The organism is Paracoccus marinaquae (assembly GCF_018860165.1).
Lineage (GTDB): Bacteria > Pseudomonadota > Alphaproteobacteria > Rhodobacterales > Rhodobacteraceae > Paracoccus > Paracoccus marinaquae.
The window spans coordinates 1-18983 of sequence record NZ_JAHKNG010000006.1 but is presented as its reverse complement, the minus strand read 5'-3'; the positions used below and the strand labels follow the sequence as shown (position 1 = coordinate 18983).

16 protein-coding genes are annotated in these 18983 nt (G+C 66.8%); 7 read left to right on the top strand and 9 right to left on the bottom strand.

The features are described 5' to 3' along the window. Nucleotides 1-11 precede the first annotated feature (11 nt). Genes nirB through KNW02_RS05280 form a run of 3 tightly spaced genes read left to right on the top strand, consistent with a single transcriptional unit; the run spans nt 12 to nt 5418 of the window. Nucleotides 12-2447: a nitrite reductase large subunit NirB gene (gene nirB / locus KNW02_RS05290; RefSeq protein ID WP_216032233.1), complete on the top strand. Its 2436-nt coding sequence runs from the start codon at nt 12-14 to the stop codon at nt 2445-2447. Beyond that, nucleotides 2444-2776: a nitrite reductase small subunit NirD gene (gene nirD, locus KNW02_RS05285; protein WP_216032232.1), complete on the top strand. Its 333-nt coding sequence runs from the start codon at nt 2444-2446 to the stop codon at nt 2774-2776. Before nirB ends, nirD begins: the two co-directional genes overlap by 4 nt. A 14-nt stretch (nt 2777-2790) precedes the next feature. Beyond that, entirely contained in the window at nt 2791-5418 is a 2628-nt protein-coding gene (locus KNW02_RS05280; protein ID WP_216032231.1) for a nitrate reductase, read from the top strand. 19 nt (nt 5419-5437) lie between these two features. Here KNW02_RS05280 and KNW02_RS05275 read toward each other — a convergent pair whose 3' ends face one another. Next, complete coding sequence (locus tag KNW02_RS05275) at nt 5438-6016, bottom strand: UbiX family flavin prenyltransferase (RefSeq protein WP_216032230.1); 579 nt, start codon at nt 6014-6016, stop codon at nt 5438-5440. Next, nucleotides 6013-7482 (bottom strand): UbiD family decarboxylase, encoded by a 1470-nt coding sequence (locus KNW02_RS05270; RefSeq protein WP_216032229.1) that lies wholly within the window; start codon nt 7480-7482, stop codon nt 6013-6015. The genes KNW02_RS05275 and KNW02_RS05270 overlap by 4 nt, the downstream gene beginning before the upstream one ends. A 106-nt stretch (nt 7483-7588) precedes the next feature. On the opposite strand from KNW02_RS05270, the gene ubiT reads away from it, so the two are divergent. Genes ubiT through ubiV form a run of 3 tightly spaced genes read left to right on the top strand, consistent with a single transcriptional unit; the run spans nt 7589 to nt 10016 of the window. Further along, nucleotides 7589-8119 carry a ubiquinone anaerobic biosynthesis accessory factor UbiT gene (gene ubiT, locus KNW02_RS05265; protein ID WP_216032228.1) on the top strand — a complete coding sequence of 177 codons (531 nt, stop codon included), beginning with the start codon at nt 7589-7591 and terminating at the stop codon, nt 8117-8119. Next, on the top strand, nt 8119-9111 hold the full coding sequence (ubiU, locus tag KNW02_RS05260) for a ubiquinone anaerobic biosynthesis protein UbiU (protein WP_216032339.1): 993 nt from the start codon (nt 8119-8121) through the stop codon (nt 9109-9111). Before ubiT ends, ubiU begins: the two co-directional genes overlap by 1 nt. 17 nt (nt 9112-9128) lie before the next feature. Continuing rightward, nucleotides 9129-10016 carry a ubiquinone anaerobic biosynthesis protein UbiV gene (gene ubiV, locus KNW02_RS05255; RefSeq protein WP_216032227.1) on the top strand — a complete coding sequence of 296 codons (888 nt, stop codon included), beginning with the start codon at nt 9129-9131 and terminating at the stop codon, nt 10014-10016. Nucleotides 10017-10057: 41 nt separating this feature from the next. Here ubiV and KNW02_RS05250 read toward each other — a convergent pair whose 3' ends face one another. The 5 genes from KNW02_RS05250 to KNW02_RS05230 form a co-directional block, all read right to left on the bottom strand. Next, nucleotides 10058-10456, bottom strand: a complete 399-nt coding sequence (locus KNW02_RS05250; protein ID WP_216032226.1) for a RidA family protein — start codon at nt 10454-10456, stop codon at nt 10058-10060. A gap of 93 nt (nt 10457-10549) precedes the next feature. Continuing rightward, entirely contained in the window at nt 10550-11683 is a 1134-nt protein-coding gene (locus KNW02_RS05245) for an acyl-CoA dehydrogenase family protein (RefSeq protein WP_216032225.1), read from the bottom strand. 50 nt (nt 11684-11733) lie between these two features. Further along, nucleotides 11734-12546 (bottom strand): enoyl-CoA hydratase family protein, encoded by an 813-nt coding sequence (locus KNW02_RS05240; RefSeq protein ID WP_216032338.1) that lies wholly within the window; start codon nt 12544-12546, stop codon nt 11734-11736. Between the two features lie 39 nt (nt 12547-12585). Beyond that, entirely contained in the window at nt 12586-13326 is a 741-nt protein-coding gene (locus KNW02_RS05235) for an SDR family NAD(P)-dependent oxidoreductase (RefSeq protein ID WP_216032224.1), read from the bottom strand. Nucleotides 13327-13485: 159 nt separating this feature from the next. Continuing rightward, on the bottom strand, nt 13486-15834 hold the full coding sequence (locus KNW02_RS05230) for an oxidoreductase (RefSeq protein ID WP_216032223.1): 2349 nt from the start codon (nt 15832-15834) through the stop codon (nt 13486-13488). 367 nt (nt 15835-16201) lie between these two features. Between KNW02_RS05230 and kynU the strand changes: the two genes are divergently transcribed. Then, nucleotides 16202-17440, top strand: coding sequence for a kynureninase (gene kynU / locus KNW02_RS05225; protein WP_216032222.1), 1239 nt, complete (start codon nt 16202-16204; stop codon nt 17438-17440). Between the two features lie 79 nt (nt 17441-17519). Here kynU and KNW02_RS05220 read toward each other — a convergent pair whose 3' ends face one another. Next, nucleotides 17520-18398, bottom strand: a complete 879-nt coding sequence (locus tag KNW02_RS05220; protein WP_216032221.1) for a hypothetical protein — start codon at nt 18396-18398, stop codon at nt 17520-17522. A 236-nt stretch (nt 18399-18634) separates the two neighbouring features. Then, a complete protein-coding gene (locus tag KNW02_RS05215; protein ID WP_216032220.1) occupies nt 18635-18850 on the bottom strand; it encodes a TlpA family protein disulfide reductase in 216 nt (71 codons plus the stop codon). Nucleotides 18851-18983: the final 133 nt, after the last annotated feature.

Sequence of the window (18983 nt, the reverse complement as noted above, 5' to 3'; positions counted from 1 at the left end):
GAGAGCAAGCGATGAAAAGGAAACTTGTCGTCATCGGGGCGGGCATGGCCTCGGGCCGGATGCTGGAGCAGCTTTTCGAGCTGGACCCCGACGCCTATGAGGTCACGCTGTTCAATGGCGAGCCGCGCGGGAACTATAACCGGCTGATGCTGTCGCCGGTCCTGTCGGGGGAAAAGACCTATGAGGACATCGTCACCCATGGCGATGACTGGTATGCCGCGCATGGCGTCGATTGCCGCTTCGGCGAGCCGGTCGTCCGCATCGACCGGGAGAAGCGCGTCGTCCACTCCAACCGCTCCAGCGCCGAATATGACGCGCTGGTGATCGCCACCGGCTCGGCGCCCTTCATCATCCCGGTGGTGGGCAAGGAACTGCCCGGCGTCGTCACCTATCGCGATCTGGAAGACACCAATGCGATGATCGAGGCCGGCGTCGCCGGCAAGGATGCGGTGGTGATCGGCGGCGGCCTGCTGGGGCTTGAAGCCGCCGCCGGCATGGCCGCGCGTGGCGCCAGCGTCACCGTGATCCATCTGATGGGCCACCTGATGGAGCGCCAGCTTGACCCCGCCGCCGGCTACCTGCTGCAACGCGATCTGGAAAAGCGCGGCATCACCGTCCATTGCAAGGGCGCGACCAAGGCGATCATCGGCCACGGCCACGCCGAGGCGGTGCTCTTGGAGGACGGCACCGTCTATCCCGCCGATCTGGTCTGCATGGCGGTGGGCATCCGCCCCGAGACCCGCATCGCCGTGGACGCGCATCTCGAGGTCGAGCGCGGTATTACCGTCGATGACGCGCTGCGCACCAGCGATCCCCATATCTTCGCGCTTGGCGAATGCGTCGAGCATCGCCAGCAATTGTTCGGTCTGGTGGCGCCGCTTTATGATCAGGCCAAGGTCTTGGCCCGCACGCTTCTGGGTCAGGAGGCCGGGTTCCAGCCCGTCCAGACCGCGACCAAGCTGAAGGTGACCGGCTGCGACCTGTTCAGCGCCGGCGATTTCGCCGAAGGCGAGGGGCGCGAGGATATCGTGTTCCGCGATCCCGGCCGCGGCATCTACAAGCGGCTGGTGCTGGAAAACGACCGCATCATCGGCGTGGTCATGTATGGCGACACCAATGACGGCAGCTGGTTCTACGGGCTGATGAAGGACCAGACCGACATCAGCGAGATGCGCGACACGCTGATCTTTGGCCCGGCTTTCCAAGGGGGTGCCCAACCGGACCCTATGGCGGCCGTTGCAGCCTTGCCGCCTGAGGCGGAAATCTGCGGCTGCAACGGCGTTTGCAAGGGCACCATCGTGCAGGCGGTGCAGAACGGCGCGACCACGCTGGAGGCCGTGCGCGCCACCACCAAGGCCAGCGGCTCCTGCGGGACCTGCACCGGGCTGGTGCAGCAGGTCATGGCCTTCACCCTGGGCGGGGCGTTGGTCGAGGCACCCTCGGGCATGTGCAAATGCACCGATCACACGCATGAGGACGTGCGCCGTCTGATCAGGTCGATGGGGCTGAAATCCATCCCCGCGGTGATGCAGGAACTGGGCTGGAAATCGGTGGGCGGCTGTCATTCCTGCCGCCCGGCGCTGAACTACTACCTGCTGGCCGAATACCCGCTGGAATACAGCGACGACCGCCAGTCGCGTTTCGTCAACGAACGCAACCACGCCAATATCCAGAAGGATGGCACCTATTCGGTCGTGCCGCGCATGTGGGGCGGCGTCACCACCCCGGCCGAGCTGCGCGCCATCGCCGACGCGGCCGAGAAATACGACGTGCCGATGGTCAAGGTCACCGGCGGCCAGCGCATCGACCTGCTGGGCGTCCGCAAGGAGGATCTGCCGCATATGTGGGCCGATCTGAACGCGGCCGGGCTGGTCTCGGGCCACGCCTATTCCAAGGGGCTGCGCACGGTAAAAACCTGTGTCGGCAACGAATTCTGCCGCTTTGGCACTCAGGATTCGACCGGCCTCGGCATCCGGCTGGAGAAACTGCTCTGGGGGTCCTGGACGCCGCACAAGGTCAAGCTGGGCGTCAGCGGCTGCCCCAGGAACTGCGCCGAGGCGACCTGCAAGGATGTCGGCGTGATCTGCGTCGACTCGGGCTACAATATCAGCGTCGCCGGCGCCGCCGGGATGGAACTGAAGGAAACCGAGCATCTGGCCTCGACCCCGTCCGAGGATGAGGCAGTCGAGATCATCACCGCCTTCGTCCAGCTATACCGCGAACACGCGAAATATCTGGACCGGCCCTATAAATGGGTCGCCAAGGTGGGCCTCGACTGGGTGAAGGAGCGCGTGGTCGACGATCTGGACAATCGCCGCGCGCTGGTCGAGCGGTTCGAGATCAGCCAGTCGGTCTATCGCCGCGACCCCTGGGCCGAACATTCCACCCCCGCCGAGACGCCCAGATGGGCGCCCCTCGCCGATCTGACACTGGAGGCTGCCGAATGACCAGTTTCGTCGATATCGCATCGCTCGATGACATCCCGCGTCAGGGCGCGCGGGTGGTCAGGACATCCGCCGGCTGCATTGCGGTGTTCCGCACCATGGACGACCGGGTCTTTGCGCTGGAGGATCGCTGCCCGCACAAGGGCGGGCCGCTGTCCGAGGGCATCGTGCACGGTGATCGCGTGACCTGCCCGCTGCATAACTGGGCCTTTGACATGAATTCGGGTCAGGCGCAGGGCGCCGACAAGGGTCATGTGCGGACCTATCCCATCCGTGTCGAGAACGGCCGCGTGCTGATCAGCGCCGAGCTGATCGCCCGCCGCGCCGCCTGAAGAAAGATCATGTCATGAACGCCGAGCCCGTCACCCGTCCGATCCGCACGACCTGCCCCTATTGCGGCGTCGGCTGCGGCGTTCTGGCCACGCCGCTGGCGGATGGCGGGCTGGCGATCGCGGGCGATCCCGACCACCCCGCGAACCGGGGCCGGCTCTGCGTCAAGGGCTCGGCCCTGGGTGAGACGCTGGGCCTTGGCGGGCGGCTCTTGCGGCCGCAGATCGGCGGGCAGGCGGCCGAATGGGATGATGCGCTGGATCTGGTGGCGCGGCGGTTTCAGGACACCATCGCGCAACATGGCCCGGATTCAGTGGCTTTCTACGTCTCGGGCCAGTTGCTGACCGAGGATTACTATGTCGCCAACAAGCTGATGAAGGGCTTCATCGGCAGCGCCAATATCGACACCAATTCGCGGCTGTGCATGGCCTCCTCGGTCGCCGGGCACAAGCGCGCCTTCGGCAGCGACACGGTGCCCGGGCTTTACGAGGATTTCGAGACGGCGGATCTGGTGGTTCTGGTCGGCTCGAACCTCGCATGGTGCCATCCGGTGCTGTATCAGCGGCTGGCGGCGGCGCGCGACGCGCGTGGCACCAGGGTGGTCGTGGTCGATCCGCGCCGGACCGCCACCTGCGACATCGCCGACCTGCATCTGGCGCTGAGCCCCGGCGCGGATGCGGCGCTGTTCAACCTGCTGCTGGCCGAGATCGAGCGGCGCGGCCTGATCGCCCCGGATTTCACCGCCCATGTCGAGGGGATCGAGGCCGCGCTGGCCGCCGCCCGCGAGACGCCGCCTTTCTCGACCGGCCTGCCGCATGCCGATCTGCGCCGGTTTCTGGACCTGTGGACCGGCAGCGAAAAGGTGGTGACGGTCTATTCGCAGGGGATCAACCAGTCCGACAGCGGCACCGACAAGGTGAATGCGATCCTGAACTGCCATCTGGCAACAGGGCGCATCGGCCGCCCCGGCATGGGGCCGTTTTCCGTCACCGGCCAACCCAATGCGATGGGCGGGCGCGAGGTCGGCGGACTGGCCAATATGCTGGCCTGCCATCTGGAGATCGAGAACCCGGCCCATCGCGCGGTCGTCCAGGGCTTCTGGGCCGCGCCGCGCATGGCCGACAGGCCGGGGCTGAAAGCGGTGGACATGTTCCGCGCGCTCGAGGAGGGCCGGATCAAGGCCTTGTGGATCATCTGCACCAATCCGGCCGTCTCCATGCCCGAGGCCGACCGCGTTGCCCGCGCCATTGCGGGCTGCGAGTTCACCGTGGTTTCGGACATCATGGCGCAGACCGACACGACGCGGCTGGCCGATGTGCTGCTGCCCGCCACCGGCTGGGGGGAAAAGGACGGCACCGTTACCAATTCCGAGCGCCGGATCAGCCGCCAGCGCCGCAGCCTCGCGGCGCCCGGTGAGGCGCGGGACGACTGGCGCATCATCGCCGATGTCGCGCGCCGGATGGGCTGGGCCGAGGCGTTCGGCTGGGACAGTCCGGCGCAGGTATTCGCCGAATATGCCGCCCTGTCGGGCGTGGCGGGCGCGCTTGGCGGCGATTTCGACATTTCCGACCACGCGGACATCCCCGAGCCGGATTACGATGCCATGGAGCCATTCCTGTGGCCGCAATCCGCCGGCCGCCGGGGCGGGCGCTTTTTCCATGACGGGCGCTTTCATACGCCCTCGGGTCGGGGGCGGATGATCGCGATCCGCCCGCCGGTCCGCAGGGCGGCGGATGCGGCGCTGCCCTTTGTGCTGAATACCGGGCGGGTGCGCGACCACTGGCACACGATGACGCGCACCGGCCGCGCGCCGCGCCTGTCGCGCCATATGGCCGAGCCGTTTCTGGAACTGCACCCGCAGGATGCCGCCCGGTTGCAGCTTGCGCCCGCCAGCCTGGCCGAGGTCGAAAGCCCGCAGGGCCGCGCCGTGCTGCGCGTGCTGGTGACCGATCGCGTGGCGCCCGGCCATCCTTTCGCGCCGATCCACTGGACGGGCGAGACCGGGCCGACCGGCCGGGTTTCGGCGCTGGTGCCGGGGTTGACCGATCCGGTCTCGGGGCAGCCGGCGTCGAAATCCGCTGCTGTCGCGATCCGGCCATTCCCGGCGGGCTGGTATGGCTTTGCCGTCTCGACGCGCGAGATCGGTCGGGCGGGCGATTACTGGGCGCAGGCGACATTGGCCGCCGGTCAGCAGGCGGAACTTGCCTGGCGCGATGCGCCGCAGGACTGGGTGGCGCAGGCGCAGGCCCTGTTCGGTCTGGACTATGAGCCGCTGGCGATGCGCGACCGCAGCCGCGGGCTGGTGCGGCTGGCCTTCGTGCGGGATGGGCTCCTTGAGGCGGCGCTGTTCGTCTCGCCCGAGCCGGTGGCGGTCTCGCGCAGCCATCTTGCTGACGCGCTCGGCACCACTGAGACCGCCGATATCCTTGCTGGCCGACCGGGGGCAGGGCGCGAGGATGAGGGGGCGCTGGTCTGCGCCTGTTTCGGAATCGGCGCGAACCGGATCGCGCGCGAGATCGCCGCGCAGAACCTGCGCACGATCGACGAAATCGGCGAATGTTCCGGCGCGGGGACGAATTGCGGCTCCTGCCGGCCGGAATTGCGCCGGCTGCTGGAGCGCGCCTGCACCGCAGCCGGGGCCTGATCCGGCACCGCATCACATCTCAGTCGCGCGGGTCGTCCGCGGGTGACCATGCCTGTGCCAGCGGCGGCGCCAGGCGCAGAAGATCGACCGCGCGGGCCGCGATCTGGGCGGTGACTTCGGCCAGGCTCGCCGGGCGCAGATAGAAGGCCGGCACCGGCGGCAGGATCACCGCGCCCATCTCGGCCGCGGCCTGCATGTTCTTCAGATGCGCCAATGTCAGCGGCGCCTCACGGGTCAGCAGCACCAGCGGGCGCCGCTCCTTCAGTTGCACGCCCGCGGCGCGGGTCAGCAGGTTGTCGTCGAACCCGTGCGCGATGGCCGCAAGGCTCCGCATCGAGCAGGGCGCGACGATCATGCCCGAGACCGGGCAGGAGCCCGAGGCGATTTCGGCGCCCAGATCGCCGCGCGGATGAACCCGGGTGGCCAGGGTGCAAAGCCGGTCCTGCGCCTCGGGGCCGATCTCTTCGGCCAGGGTGCGTTCGGCCATGACCGACAGGACCAGATCCACCTCGACCTGCGCACGCACCAGGGCGGCGGCGCAATCCAGCGCCAGCGCCGCCCCCGAAGCCCCCGACACGCCCAGAACCACCCTTGTCATGGCATCACCTCGGCCAACAGTTCCTCGGCCCGCGCCTGATGGGCGGGGTCGAGGCGCATCTCGACGCCCCATTCGCGCTCGGTCTCGGCCCCGATCTTGGTCGTTGCGTCGATCCCCAGCTTGCCGGCCAGCCCTTCCAGCGGCGAGGCGAAGTCAAGATAGTCCATCGGCGTGCCGTCGATCCGCATCACGTCGCGGCCGGGATCCATGCGGGTGGCGATGGCCCAGGCGATATCATCCCAGTTGCGGATATCCAGATCGCCGTCCACGACCACGATCAGCTTGGTATAGGAAAACTGCGGCAGCATCCCCCACAGCGCCATCATCACCCGCCGCGCCTGACCGGGATAGCGCTTGTCGATCCGCACCACCGCCATCCGGTAGGAACAGGCGGCCGGCGGCAACCACAGATCCTGGACCTCGGGGATCTGGGCCCGGATCACCGGCAGGGCGAGGTCGTTGAACACCTCGCCGATGACCGAGGGCTCATCGGGCGGGCGTCCGGTGATTGTCGAGAGATACAGCGGATCGCTGCGGCTGGTGATCGCCGAGACACGCATGACCGGGAAGGGTTCGACCGCGTTGTAGTAGCCGGTATGATCGCCGAACGGGCCTTCGGGTGCCGTCTCGCCGGGATGGACCCAGCCTTCCAGCACGATCTCGGCGCTGGCGGGCACCATCAGCGGCACGGAACGGCAGGCAATCAGTTCGGTCCGCGCCCCGCGCAGCACGCCCGAGAAGCCAAGTTCGGACACCGTCTCGGGCAGCGGCAGGGCGGCGGCCAGCAGCAGGGCCGGATCGGCGCCAAGGGCGATGGCCACGGGCATCGGTTCGCCCGCGCGCTGCCAGCTGCGGTGATGCGCGGCGCCGCCGCGATGGGCCAGCCAGCGCAGGATCAGCCGATCCGGTCCCAGTACCTGGCAACGATAGACGCCCAGATTGTAGCGGGTCAGATCGGCGGCGTCGGTGCCATGGGGCCGGGTCATCACCACCGGCCAGGTGATCAACGGCCCGCCATCGCCGGGCCAGGGCGTCTGCACCGGCAGATGGTCGAGGCCCGGCAGGTCCTGATCCTGCACCGGGGCGCGGCGCAGCACCCTGGGCCGGGTGGCCAGCGCGGCGCGCAGCATCGGCCAGCGCGACCATGCATCGCGCATGCCCTCGACCGGGGCGGGGCTGCGCAGCGAGGCCAGAAACCGGCCGAAATCGGGGATCTGCTCCAGGGTCAGGCCCAGCCCGGCCGCGACCCGGTCGCGGGTGCCGAACAGATTGGCGATCAACGGCATGTCCGGCCCGTCATGGGCTGCGAAGCGCAGCACCGGACCGCCCCGGCGCAGCGCCTCGAGTTGCACCGCCGTCATCTCGTGGCGCAGCGAGACCGGGCGCGTGATCCGCGCCAGATCGCCATGCGACTCTGCCCAGCCAAGGAAGGCGCGCAGATCGGGGAAGGGGGGCAGGCTGCGCATCCTCGGCTCCGTCAGGATCTCGTGGGGCAGGACTAATGCGCGGTCTTCGCGCTGTTCTTGACGTTGGTCAATTACCGTCCGGATTTATGCCGTTAGAGGCCGGTTCATGACCGAGCCGCACCCCCTGCCACCGCTTCTGCGGCGCCTGCCCATACCTCCCCTTGCGCCACAGGCTGCAAGCCTTGCGCTGACCGCGTTCCTGCGCCGGATCGCCCGGCGCAACCCCGCGATCCTCGCGCGGCTGGGGCCGCATGAGCGCGCGCGTTTCCTGATCGATGTGACCGACGGCCCGCTGCTGCTGGTGATGGAGCCGGGACGGCGCCGCATCACCGCCCATCCGCGCGCCGCAACGCCCGCGCATGACGCCGCCATCCGGGGCCGGCTCGCCCCCTTCCTGTCGATGCTGCACGGGATCGAGGACGGGGACGCGCTGTTCTTTCAGGGGGATCTGCAGATCTCGGGCGACACCGCGGCGGTGCTGGCGCTGCGCAATGCCCTGGACTGCGCCGAGCTTGACCTGACCGAGGAGCTGGCCGCGATCCCCGGCCAGCCCCTGTCGCGCTGGCTGCGCCGGGCATCCGGGCTGGCCGAGCGGCGCAGCGGCTATGCCCTTTCCCGACAGGAGATGTTGCCATGATGGAACTGGTCTGCCCGGCCGGCACGCCCGCCGCCCTGCGCGCCGCGGTCGATGCCGGGGCGCATACGGTCTATTGCGGCTTTGCCGATGAGACCAATGCCCGCAACTTTCCCGGCCTGAATTTCAGCCGCGAGGAACTGGCCGAGGGTGTGGCCTATGCCGGGGCGCGCGGCGCGAAGGTGCTGGTGGCGATCAACACCTTTCCACGCGCCGGCGATCAGGCCCTGTGGCATCGCGCCGTGGCGGATGCCCGGCAGGCCGGGGCCCATGCGGTCATCCTGGCCGATCTGGGCCTGATCGCGCATGCCGCCGAGACCCATCCAGACCTGCGCCTGCATCTGTCGGTGCAGGCCGCCGCCGCCAACCCGGACGCGATCAACTTCTATGCCGAGACATTCGGCATCCGCAGGGTCGTGCTGCCCCGGGTCCTGTCGGTCGAGGAGATCACCGCGATCAACCGCCAGATCGACATCGAAACCGAGGTATTCGTCTTCGGCGGCCTCTGCGTCATGGCCGAGGGGCGCTGTTCGCTGTCGTCCTATGCCACCGGCCTGTCGCCGAACATGAACGGGGTCTGTTCGCCCGCAAGCCATGTCGCCTATTCCGAGGTCGCCGGAAACAACGAGGCGCGTCTGGGCGGCTTCCTGATCCACCGCACGCCGAAGGGGGCGCCACTGCCCTATCCCACGCTCTGCAAGGGCTGCTTCACCTCGCCCTCGGGTGGCGGGCAGGCGCAGACCGGACATATCTTCGAGGACCCGGTCAGCCTCGATGCGACCGAGCTGATCCCGAAACTGCAGGCCGCCGGCGTGCGCGCCCTGAAGATCGAGGGCCGGCAACGCAGCCGTGCCTATGTCGCGCAGGTGGTGCGCGCCTTCCGTGCCGCCGTCGAGGCGGCCGAGGTGGGGGAACCAATGCCTGCCGGGTTGCTGTCGAAACTGACCGAGGGTCAGGCGGCCACCACCGGCGCCTATGCCAAGACCTGGCGCTGAGGAAAGGGATCAAGGACATGGATCTGACCATCGGCCCCGTCGCGTTCTTCTGGAGCGCCGAGCAGGTGCGCGATTTCTACCGCATGATCGCGGCCGCCCCGGTCGCGCGGGTGGTGATCGGCGAATGGGTCTGCTCGAAACGGCTGCCCTTCTGGCAGCACGAAATCCCCGGCGCGGCCGAATGCCTGATTGCGGCCGGGAAAGAGGTGGCGCTGTCGACCCTGACGCTGGTCACGCTGAAGCGCGAGCGCCGGCAAACCGAGGATCTGTTCGCCTCTGGCCTGCCGGTCGAGATCGCCGATCTGACCGCGCTGCGATACCTGCCCCAGGGCCAGCCCTTCTGGGTCGGCCCGACGGTGAATGTCTATAACGAGGGAACGCTGGAATGGCTGGCGCGAAGGGGGGCGACGCGCATCTGCCTGCCGCCGGAACTGCCGCTGGCCTCGGTCGAAACCCTCGCCCGGGCGGGCGAGGCGGCGGGGGTGGCGGTCGAGGTCTGGGGCCATGGCCGCGCGCCGCTGGCCATATCCGGGCGCTGCTATCACGCGCGGCTGCATGACCGGGCCAAGGACAGTTGCCAGTTCGTCTGCGGCGAGGATCCCGATGGCCGCCCGGTCGAGACGCTGGACGGCCGGGCCTTCCTGACCGTGAACGGGGTACAGACGCTGGGCCATGCCCATATGACGGCGGCGGGACAGATCGGGGATTTGGACCGGGCCGGGGTGAGCGCCCTGCGCCTCTCGCCGCAGATCGGCGATTTCGGCGCCATTGCCGGCTTCTACGCGGGGCTTCTCGGCGGCCAGGCGCCGGGCGATGCGGTGGCGAAGCTGCGTGACCTGCTGCCCGGGGCCGAATTCGCCCGCGGCTTTCTCGATGGCACCGCGGGCGCCGAGCCCTGCCTCTGAACCGGCCTGTCTGGCGCCCCTGTTCCCGGGCGCGCCGTGCATCAGCCCGGGATCACGGCGGTCGCCTCGATCTCGACCTTGGCGCGATCCTCGACCAGCGCCACCACCTGGACCAGCGCCATGGCCGGGTAGGTCGTGCCGATGACCGCGCGATAGGCGCGGCCGATATCCTTCAGCGAGGCCAGGTATTCCCGCTTGTCGGTGACATACCAGCTCAGCCGGACCAGATGTTCGGGCGATGCCCCGGCCTCGGCCAGAACCGCGACGATGCCTTTCAGCGCCGCCTCGACCTGACCGGCGAAATCGTCGGTCTCGAATTCCTGCTGACCGTTCCAGCCGATCATGCCGCCCGTGAACACCATGCGGCCCGTGGCCGCGATGCCATTCGAATATCCCGATGTCGCCTTCCAGTTCGCCGGATGAAGGACCTCATGCGTCATGCGCGTTCTCCTTGAATGCCAAAAGCTTGACGTGATGCCGGTGCGGGGATGGCGCCGGCAGGGACTGGCCGGGCCCGGCCCGGAGGGGATGGCTCATCCCAGCAGGTTCCTCGCGATCACCAGCCGCTGCACGTCGCTGGCGCCCTCATAGATGCGCAGCGCGCGGATATCGCGATACAGTTCCTCGACCTTGACGCCATGGCGCACGCCGTCGCCGCCATGCAACTGCACCGCCATGTCGATCACCTCCTGTGCGGCCTCGGTGGCGTAAAGCTTGGCCATCGCCGCCTCGCGGCTGACCCGCGCAGCACCCTGATCCTTGGTCCAGGCGGCGCGATAGACCAGCAGCGCGGCGGCATCAATCTTCAGCGCCATGTCGGCCAGATGCCCCTGCACCATCTGCAGCGCGGCCAGGGGCTCGCCCTGGATCCGGCGGATGCCGACGCGATGCAGCGCCTCGTCCAGGGCCCGGCGCGCCATCCCGAGCGCCGCCGCGCCGACGGTCGAGCGGAACACGTCCAGCACCGCCATGGCCAGCTTGAAACCCTCGCCCGGCCGTCCGATCAGGGCGGAATCGGGCAGGAAGGCATCCTCCATCCGCAGCCGCGCCAGAGGATGCGGCGCGATCACCTCGATCCGCTCGGCGATGCCCAAGCCCGCGGTATCGGCCGGCATCAGAAAGGCCGAAAGGCCGCGCGCGCCGGGCGCTTCGCCGGTGCGGGCAAAGACCACATAAAGATCGGCGATACCGCCATTCGAGATATAGGTCTTTTCGCCGGTCAGCCGATAACCGCCCGCGACCTTCTCGGCGGTTGTTGCGCTGCCGGCCACGTCCGAGCCTGACCCCGGCTCGGTCAGCGCGAAGGCCGAAATCGCCTCGCCCGCGCGGGTTCTTTCCAGCCATTCGCGCTGCCGGGCCGTGCCGAACAGGCTGATGGCGCCCATGCCCAGCCCCTGCATGGCGAAGGCGAAATCGGCCAGCGCATCATGACGGGCCAGCGTCTCGCGGATCAGGCACAGGCTGCGCACGTCCAGCACCTCGCCTGCGTCCGCCCCGGAATGGCGCAGAATCCCGGCCTTGCCCAGGGCAGCGACCAGCCCGCGGCAGGCCGCATCCACATCCGCATGATCGACCGGCAGATGGGCCGCCGCCCATTCCTCCAGCCCGGCGGCCAGTTCGCGATGCCGATCCTCGAAAAACGGCCAATCCAGAAAGCTCTGATCCATTCTTCTTCACCTAAATATCCCGGGGTCCGGGGTGGAACCCCGGTCCAATGTCAGTCACCCTGAAACACCGGTTTCTCCTTGGCGACGAAGGCCCGATAGGCGCGTTCGAAATCCCGGGTCTGCATGCAGATCGCCTGCGCCTGCGCCTCGGCCTCGATGGCCTGTTCCAGCCCCATGTTCCATTCCTGGTTCAACTGGGTCTTGGTGATGCCATGGGCGAATGTCGGCCCGGCGGCGATCCGCGAGGCCAGCTTCAGGGCCTCGGCCTCCAGCGTCTCGGCCCCGTGCAGCGCGTTCCAGAAGCCCCAGGCCGCCCCCTCATCGGCGCCCATTACCCGGCCGGTATACAGCAGTTCCGCCGCCCGGCCCTGGCCGATGATCCGCGGCAGCATCGCGCAGGCGCCCATGTCGCAGCCCGCCAGCCCGACGCGGGTGAACAGGAAGGCGCATTTGGCATCCGCCGTGGCCAGCCGCAGGTCCGAGGCCATGGCGATGATCGCGCCGGCACCCACGCAGATGCCGTCCACCGCCGCGATGATCGGCTTGCCGCAGCCGATCATCGCCTTGACCAGATCGCCGGTCATCCGGGTGAAGGACAGCAGCCCCTTCATGTCCATGCCGACCAGCGGCCCGATGATGTCATGCACGTCGCCGCCCGAGCAGAAATTGCCCCCGTTCGAGGCAAATACCACCACATCGACATCGCTGGCATGGACCAGCGCCCGGAAGGTGTCGCGCAGTTCGGCATAGCTTTCGAAGGTCAGCGGGTTCTTCCGGTCCGGCCGGTCAAGCCGGATGACCGCAACCCGGTCGCGGACCTCCCACAGGAAATGCTTCGGCTCGAACCCGGCCATCTCGGTCATGTCATCGTTCCCGTTCACTGGATGTTTCCGCCCCGCCGGTCATATCTCGCCCCCGGCGATGGCGATGGCCTGACCGTTGATCGAATCCGATCCCGCCCCGCACAACCACAGGGCCACCGCACTGACCTCGGCGGGCTGGATCAGCCGCGCCTGCGGGTTCCCGCCGGTCAATGCCGCCAGTGCCTGGGCACGATCGCCGCCGGTCTTCTGCATGATATTGGCGATCGAGCGTTCGGTCATCCCGGTATCGAGGAAGCCGGGGCAGAGGGCATTCGCGGTGACCGGGCGCCTGGCGACCTCCAGCGCGAGGCTGCGGATCAGGCCGACCACGCCATGCTTGGCCGCGGCGTAGGGCGCGACATAGCGATAGCCCTTCAGCCCGGCGGTCGAGGCGACCGCGATCAGCCGCCCCCAGCCCTTCATCTGGATCAGCCCCTCGCGCAGGGTCAGGAAGGTGCCGGTCAGGTTTGCGGCCAGCATGGCGTTCCAATGCGCCAGATCGACCCGGTGAAACGGCGCGCTGTCCGAGGTGCCGGCATTGGCGATGACGATATCGCAGGGGCCGGCCTCGGCGAACATGGCCCTGACGCTTTCCTCGTCGGTCACATCGGCCTGAATGGCGCGCGCGCGCGGCAGTGCCCCGGCCATACGCTGCAACGGTTCAAGCCTGCGTCCCGACACGACGACATGCGCGCCCGCCCCGGCAAAGGCGCGCGCCAGATCGGCCCCGACCCCGGTTCCGCCGCCGGTCACAAGAACGCGCTTGCCGTCTAGCGACATGGCTTGACTGTCTGTGTTCGGGGCAGTTTCATCTTTTCGGCCTGCTTTCCCTGCATCGCGTTGCCTTACATTGTCACGGCCAGGCAATTATTTTCAACATGAAATATTTGAATCGCAAATTAATTGGCGCCAACCGGTATGCGCGCCGGTTCCAGGACGTCATCCCCGCATATGCCGGCCCGGCGCCGCCTTGCGTTGCAACTCCAGCAGCTTTTCGCGCGCGCGCTCGGTTTCGCGGAACGCCTGCGCGCCGCCGCTTGCATATTGTTTCGGCCATGCCCTTTTGTTCAGCGCGCCGTACCACGCGGCGGCCTGATGGGCGAAGAACGGGTTCCACAGATGCGAACGGCCGATGGCGACCAGATCGGCGCGCCTTGTGTGCAGGATCGTGTTGACCTGCGCGGCCTCGGTAATCGCCCCGACCGCCATCGTGGCGATCTTCGGCACATTGCGCACGGCCTCGGCCAGATGCGTCTGGAACATGCGGCCATAGACCGGCTGCTGATCCGGCACGGTCTGGCCGGCCGAGACGTCGATCAGGTCGCATCCCGCGTCGCGGAAGGCCTCGGCAATGGCGAACAGATCCGCCTCGGTCAGGCCGCCCTCTTTCCAGTCCGAGCCCGAGAGGCGGACCGACATCGGCCGGTCTTCGGGCCAGACCGCGCGCATTGCCGCAAACACCTCCAGGGGAAAGCGCAAACGGTTTTCGATGCTGCCGCCATATTCATCGCTGCGGCGATTGGTCAGCGGCGACAGGAACGAGGCCAGCAGATAGCCATGGGCGCAATGCAGTTCCAGCATGTCGAAACCGGCCCGCGCGGCGCGTTCGGTCGCCTGCACGAAATCGGCCCTGATCCGGTCCATCCCGGTCCGGTCAAGCTCGGCCGGGATCTGGCTTTCACCTTCGAGCCACGGAATCGGTGAGGCCGAGACCAGTGGCCAGTTCGCCCCCTCATCCGCGATCGGGTGATCCATCTGTTCCCAGCCCAGTTGGGTCGAACCCTTGCGGCCGGCATGGCCAAGCTGCATCGCCACCTTCGCGCCGGTATTGGCGTGGATGAAGGCGACGATCCCGGCCCAGCGGCGTTCATGCTCATCCGTCCACATGCCGGGGCAGCCCAGCGTGATCCGGGCATCGGCCGAAGGGCAGGTCATTTCGGTATAGATCAGCCCCATACCGCCGGTCGCATGTCCGCAGTAATGCACCTTCAGCCAGTCGGTCGGGTTGCCGTCCTCGTCGCAACTGTATTGCGCCATGGGCGACATCACCACGCGGTTCATCAACTCCATCCCGCGCAGCTTGAGGCGCGAGAACATCGGCGTCGGCCGCGTCTTGCACAAATCCTCGCCGGTCTCGCGCAGATGACGGGCGTACCATTCGTCATCCGCCCGGCGCACGAATTCAGGATCGCGGACGATCAGGTTGTCATAGGTGATCGACTTCGCCCGACACATCACCACCATGGCGAACTGATAGGGCTCCATGTCCCAGGAGCGGTTCATATGCTCGAACCAGGCCAGCGAGACATCGGCATTGTGCTGGATGATCTGGCAGGGCGTGCGGCGGGCCTCGTCATAGGCGCGGAACGCGGCCTGCACATCGGTCTCGGCATGCGCCAGCAGCGAATCTGACAGCGCGATGGCGCATTCCATGGCCAGCTTGGTGCCCGAGCCGATCGAGAAATGGGCGCTGGCCTTCGCATCCCCCAGGATGACGATGTTGTCGACGAACCAGTTCTCGCAGAACACCCGCGGAAAGTTCCGCCAGTTCGACCGGTTCAGCAGCAGCGAATGACCCTGCAGTTCCCCGGCGAAGATTTCCTCCAGCTTGGCCTTCGAGCCTTCTTCGTCTTGTTCCTCGAAGCCGTGCCCCTGCCATGTCGCCTCGTCCATCTCAAACACCCAGGTCGAGCGGTCCTTCTGATACTGATAGCAATGCGCGACCATCTGGCCGTGTTCGGTCTGGCGGAAGAAATAGTTGAACTCGTCCATCGGCCGGCTGGAACCCATCCAGCAGAAGCGGTTGGTCTTCCAGACGGTGCTGGGCCGGAACCCGTCCCTGTAATATTCGCGGATGGCGGAATTGATGCCGTCGCTGGCCACGATCACATCGGAATCGGCAAAGCGGGTCTTCAGGTCTTCGGGTCTGATCTCGGCCCCGAACTCCATCCTGACGCCCAGTTCGGCACAGCGGTCCTGCAGGATGGTCAGCAATGTCTGCCGCGAGGTGCCGCAGAAGCCATTGCCGGCGCAGCGCATCTCCTGCCCCTTGAAATGCACCGCCACGTCATCCCAATAGGCGAACTTGTCGCGGATCCGCTCGAACACCGGCTTGTCGCGGTTCAGGAACTCGTCCAGCGTCTCGTCCGAGAAGACGACGCCGAAGCCGAAGGTGTCGTCGGGCTGATTGCGTTCGAAGACTTCGACATCCCAGTCAGGGCGTGCCTTCTTGGTCAGAAGAGCCGTATAGAGCCCTCCCGGCCCGCCCCCTATCACCGTGATCTTCAAAACCGCCTCCCAGAGAATCGCCGTTCCCGATGCGCATGGACGCTAGCATAGCCATGAATGTATTTTAAGTTCAAAATTTATAATCGCGGATTTGCCTGCGGCCCGCCGCGCGCCGGTCGGGGCACGGCAGGTGCACTGAGAGTATTGCCGGGCGATCAAGGCGTATCGTCCGAGCAGCCGGTCCCTGTGAAAGCCGCGGCAGAAAAAGCCGCGCCCGGCGCCTCAAGGGGCGCTGGCTTCGCCCAAAGATCGGGGTCCGTGCCCCGATTACGCGGTCAAACGCGATGGCTTGGTCTTGATATCAGCCGATTCTTGCACACTATGCCCAAGCCGACCCGATTGACCACGAGACAGGATCACCCGAACCATGCTGACACGCGATGATTGCGCCAGACTGGATGCGCAAGACGAACTGTCCGCCCTGCGCGACGAATTCGCCCTGCCGGACGGGGTGATCTATCTGGATGGCAATTCGCTGGGCGCATTGCCCAAAGGCGCGGTTGCGACATTGTCGAAGGCCGTCGAGCAGGAATGGGGTCAGGGTCTGATCCGCAGTTGGGGCGAGGCCGAGTGGTTCAGCCTGCCCGAGAGGCTGGGCGACCGGCTGGGGCGGCTGATCGGGGCCGCTCCGGGGCAGGTGGTGGTCTGCGACGGCACCTCGATCAATATCTACAAGGCGCTGCGCGCGGCGATGGAAATGCGTCCGGACCGCAAGGTTCTGGTGTCCGAACTGGGCAGCTTTCCGACCGATCTCTACATGCTGGAAGGCGCGCTGATTGGCGCGGATGGTTATTCCACGCGGCTTCTGGGCCGGGACGATGATGATATCGCCAATCTGCTGGACGATCAGGTCGCGGCGGTGCTGCTGTCGAATGTCGATTACCGCAGCGGCCGGCTGCTGGACATGGAGCGGATCACCCGGCAGGCGCATGAGGCCGGCGCGCTGGTCATCTGGGATCTGTGCCATTCGGCCGGTGTGATCCCGCTGGAACTGGACGCCATCGGCGCGGATTTTGCGGTCGGCTGCAGCTATAAATACCTGAATGGCGGCCCCGGCGCGCCGGCCTATATCTATGTCGCAGAGCGCCATCACGACAGCGCCCGGCAGCCGCTTTCCGGCTGGTGGGGCCACGCGGCGCCCTTCGCCTTCGAAAGCAGCTTCCGGCCGACCGCCGGCATTCGCCGCTTTCTGGTCGGGACGCAGTCGATCCTTGGCCTGAAGGGGGTCGAGGCCGCCATGGATCTGTTCGAGGGGGTCGACATGCAGGCCATCCGCCGGAAAAGTCGGAACCTGTGTGACAGCTTCATCCAGCTGGTCGAACAGCATCCCGATTGCCGTGCGCTGCGACTGGCCTCGCCCCGCGAGGCGGAAGAGCGGGGCAGCCAGGTGGCCTTCGACTTCGCGGGTGGCTATGCCGTGGTGCGGGCGATGATCGAACAGGGGGTCATCGGCGATTTCCGCGAGCCGGGGATCATGCGCTTTGGCCTCGCGCCCTATTACCTGCGCTTCACCGACCTGTTCGATGCGGTCGAGGTGATGGCGGATTGCCTGCGGCGCGAGGTCTGGATGGACCCGAAATACGCCACCCGCGAAACCGTGACCTGACGCCCGCGAATGCTGGTCCGATGCAGGCCCGGCTTGCGGGATAATCTGCCCGCCGCGGATCGGCGACGGGAACCGGAATTCATGCCGGAACTGCACCACTCAGGGCCGCAGCATGGTCCGCAGCATAGACCAGCAGCAGGTCCTTCGGAATTTTCCCGGCGGCAGGAACGAACTTCCCGAATTCCTCGACCGGGAAGTTCTCGATCAGGGCGCTGTTGACGCGCTCGGATTTTTCCGGGTTCCGGATCTGGGAATTCATGATCCGGCAAAGCTGGACCGCCCGCGCCGATGGTGACGGATTATGGATTTCGGACACGTCATACTTCAGCTTGAACCGGCTCAGGCCGAAATGATCGAGCATGGTCTTGATATAGCCCGCCACTCCCCCCTTGTCCGCCAGCAAAACCACGTTGACTGCCTCGACTCCGAACTGCTGTCGGAAGGCCGCCACGGCCGGTGACCACAAGACCGAGCCCAGGTCGACCTCATGAGACAGCCACTCGGAAAACGGGCGGGATTCGCGTCTGCGATGGACGAAATGAGTGTAGGTCGAGGTCAGGAAATCCACTTGTGGTCGTATCGACAGCACGACTTTCGTCTGCTCCGCGCCGCAATGCGATAGTAGCCGGGCCGCGGTGTCCGCCCGGTCAATGCCACCGAGGCCGATCTTTCGGGACGGCATGAAATCGTGGCAGAGGGTCTCCTCGCTGCAGATGACCGTCCGGTATTTGGCGAGATAGGGGGCAAAAAACTCCGCCGTGCACTGCGAAATGTCCGATGGCCCGCTGCCACGATAGGCCGCAAGATAGTCGCCAAGGAAACTGTGGTCCCGAATGTCCTCGGGCAGGATCAAACCGACGCCACGCCAGGCGAGCCGCCAGCGGTTGACCCTCAGCACATGCTGCAGTGCTGTCGTGGCGGTCTTGGGAGCGCCTGGGTGCATTATCAGTGTTGCCAAGACGGTCTTCCAATGAATCTCATGACCGGATGGCGCCTACCTATCCCCATGCGCCGGCAAGCGCACGGGGCAAATTGTAGCACCGCACCGCGCGAGGACGACCCCAACCCCTGCGCGCCCGCACCCGGCCTGAAGGTAGTGCAAAGTGTTGAGAAACGGGTAGATTATTGCCGGAAAAGGGTCGGTCGCGTGGGGCGGCAGTGATATCCTAACCGCGCTGTTCGATGATCGCCCCATCACAACAGCCGTGCCACGCGGGCCTCGAGTTGCGCACGGCTGAGCGGGCCGTTGATGCGTTCGACGAGCGTGCCGTCACGGCCGATCAGGAACGAGGTCGGGGTGGCCAGTACCCCGAAATGCATCGCCGCGATCTTCAGCCGATCCGCCAGCAGCGGATAGGAGACGCCGGTGCGGCGGCGGACATTGTGGATCACCTCGTTGCTCTGCCCCATATTGACTGTTGATTGCCACTGAGAATTGACCCGGCAACCGCCAAAATTGTCATTGAGAATTGACCCATGTGCAACCCTGCCTCGGCTTGAAGCAGCTGGAGGCATACGGAGTGATCGACATGGGATTTTTGAA

Bases quoted from the DNA above. Each gene is read 5' to 3' on its own strand.
- nirB (WP_216032233.1), top strand. From the start codon at position 12: ATGAAAAGGAAACTTGTCGTCATCGGGGCGGGCATGGCCTCGGGCCGG.
- nirD (WP_216032232.1), top strand. From the start codon at position 2,444: ATGACCAGTTTCGTCGATATCGCATCGCTCGATGACATCCCGCGTCAG.
- KNW02_RS05280 (WP_216032231.1), top strand. From the start codon at position 2,791: ATGAACGCCGAGCCCGTCACCCGTCCGATCCGCACGACCTGCCCCTAT.
- KNW02_RS05275 (WP_216032230.1), bottom strand. From the start codon at position 6,016: ATGACAAGGGTGGTTCTGGGCGTGTCGGGGGCTTCGGGGGCGGCGCTG.
- KNW02_RS05270 (WP_216032229.1), bottom strand. From the start codon at position 7,482: ATGCGCAGCCTGCCCCCCTTCCCCGATCTGCGCGCCTTCCTTGGCTGG.
- ubiT (WP_216032228.1), top strand. From the start codon at position 7,589: ATGACCGAGCCGCACCCCCTGCCACCGCTTCTGCGGCGCCTGCCCATA.
- ubiU (WP_216032339.1), top strand. From the start codon at position 8,119: ATGGAACTGGTCTGCCCGGCCGGCACGCCCGCCGCCCTGCGCGCCGCG.
- ubiV (WP_216032227.1), top strand. From the start codon at position 9,129: ATGGATCTGACCATCGGCCCCGTCGCGTTCTTCTGGAGCGCCGAGCAG.
- KNW02_RS05250 (WP_216032226.1), bottom strand. From the start codon at position 10,456: ATGACGCATGAGGTCCTTCATCCGGCGAACTGGAAGGCGACATCGGGA.
- KNW02_RS05245 (WP_216032225.1), bottom strand. From the start codon at position 11,683: ATGGATCAGAGCTTTCTGGATTGGCCGTTTTTCGAGGATCGGCATCGC.
- KNW02_RS05240 (WP_216032338.1), bottom strand. From the start codon at position 12,546: ATGACCGAGATGGCCGGGTTCGAGCCGAAGCATTTCCTGTGGGAGGTC.
- KNW02_RS05235 (WP_216032224.1), bottom strand. From the start codon at position 13,326: ATGTCGCTAGACGGCAAGCGCGTTCTTGTGACCGGCGGCGGAACCGGG.
- kynU (WP_216032222.1), top strand. From the start codon at position 16,202: ATGCTGACACGCGATGATTGCGCCAGACTGGATGCGCAAGACGAACTG.
- KNW02_RS05215 (WP_216032220.1), bottom strand. From the start codon at position 18,850: ATGGGGCAGAGCAACGAGGTGATCCACAATGTCCGCCGCCGCACCGGC.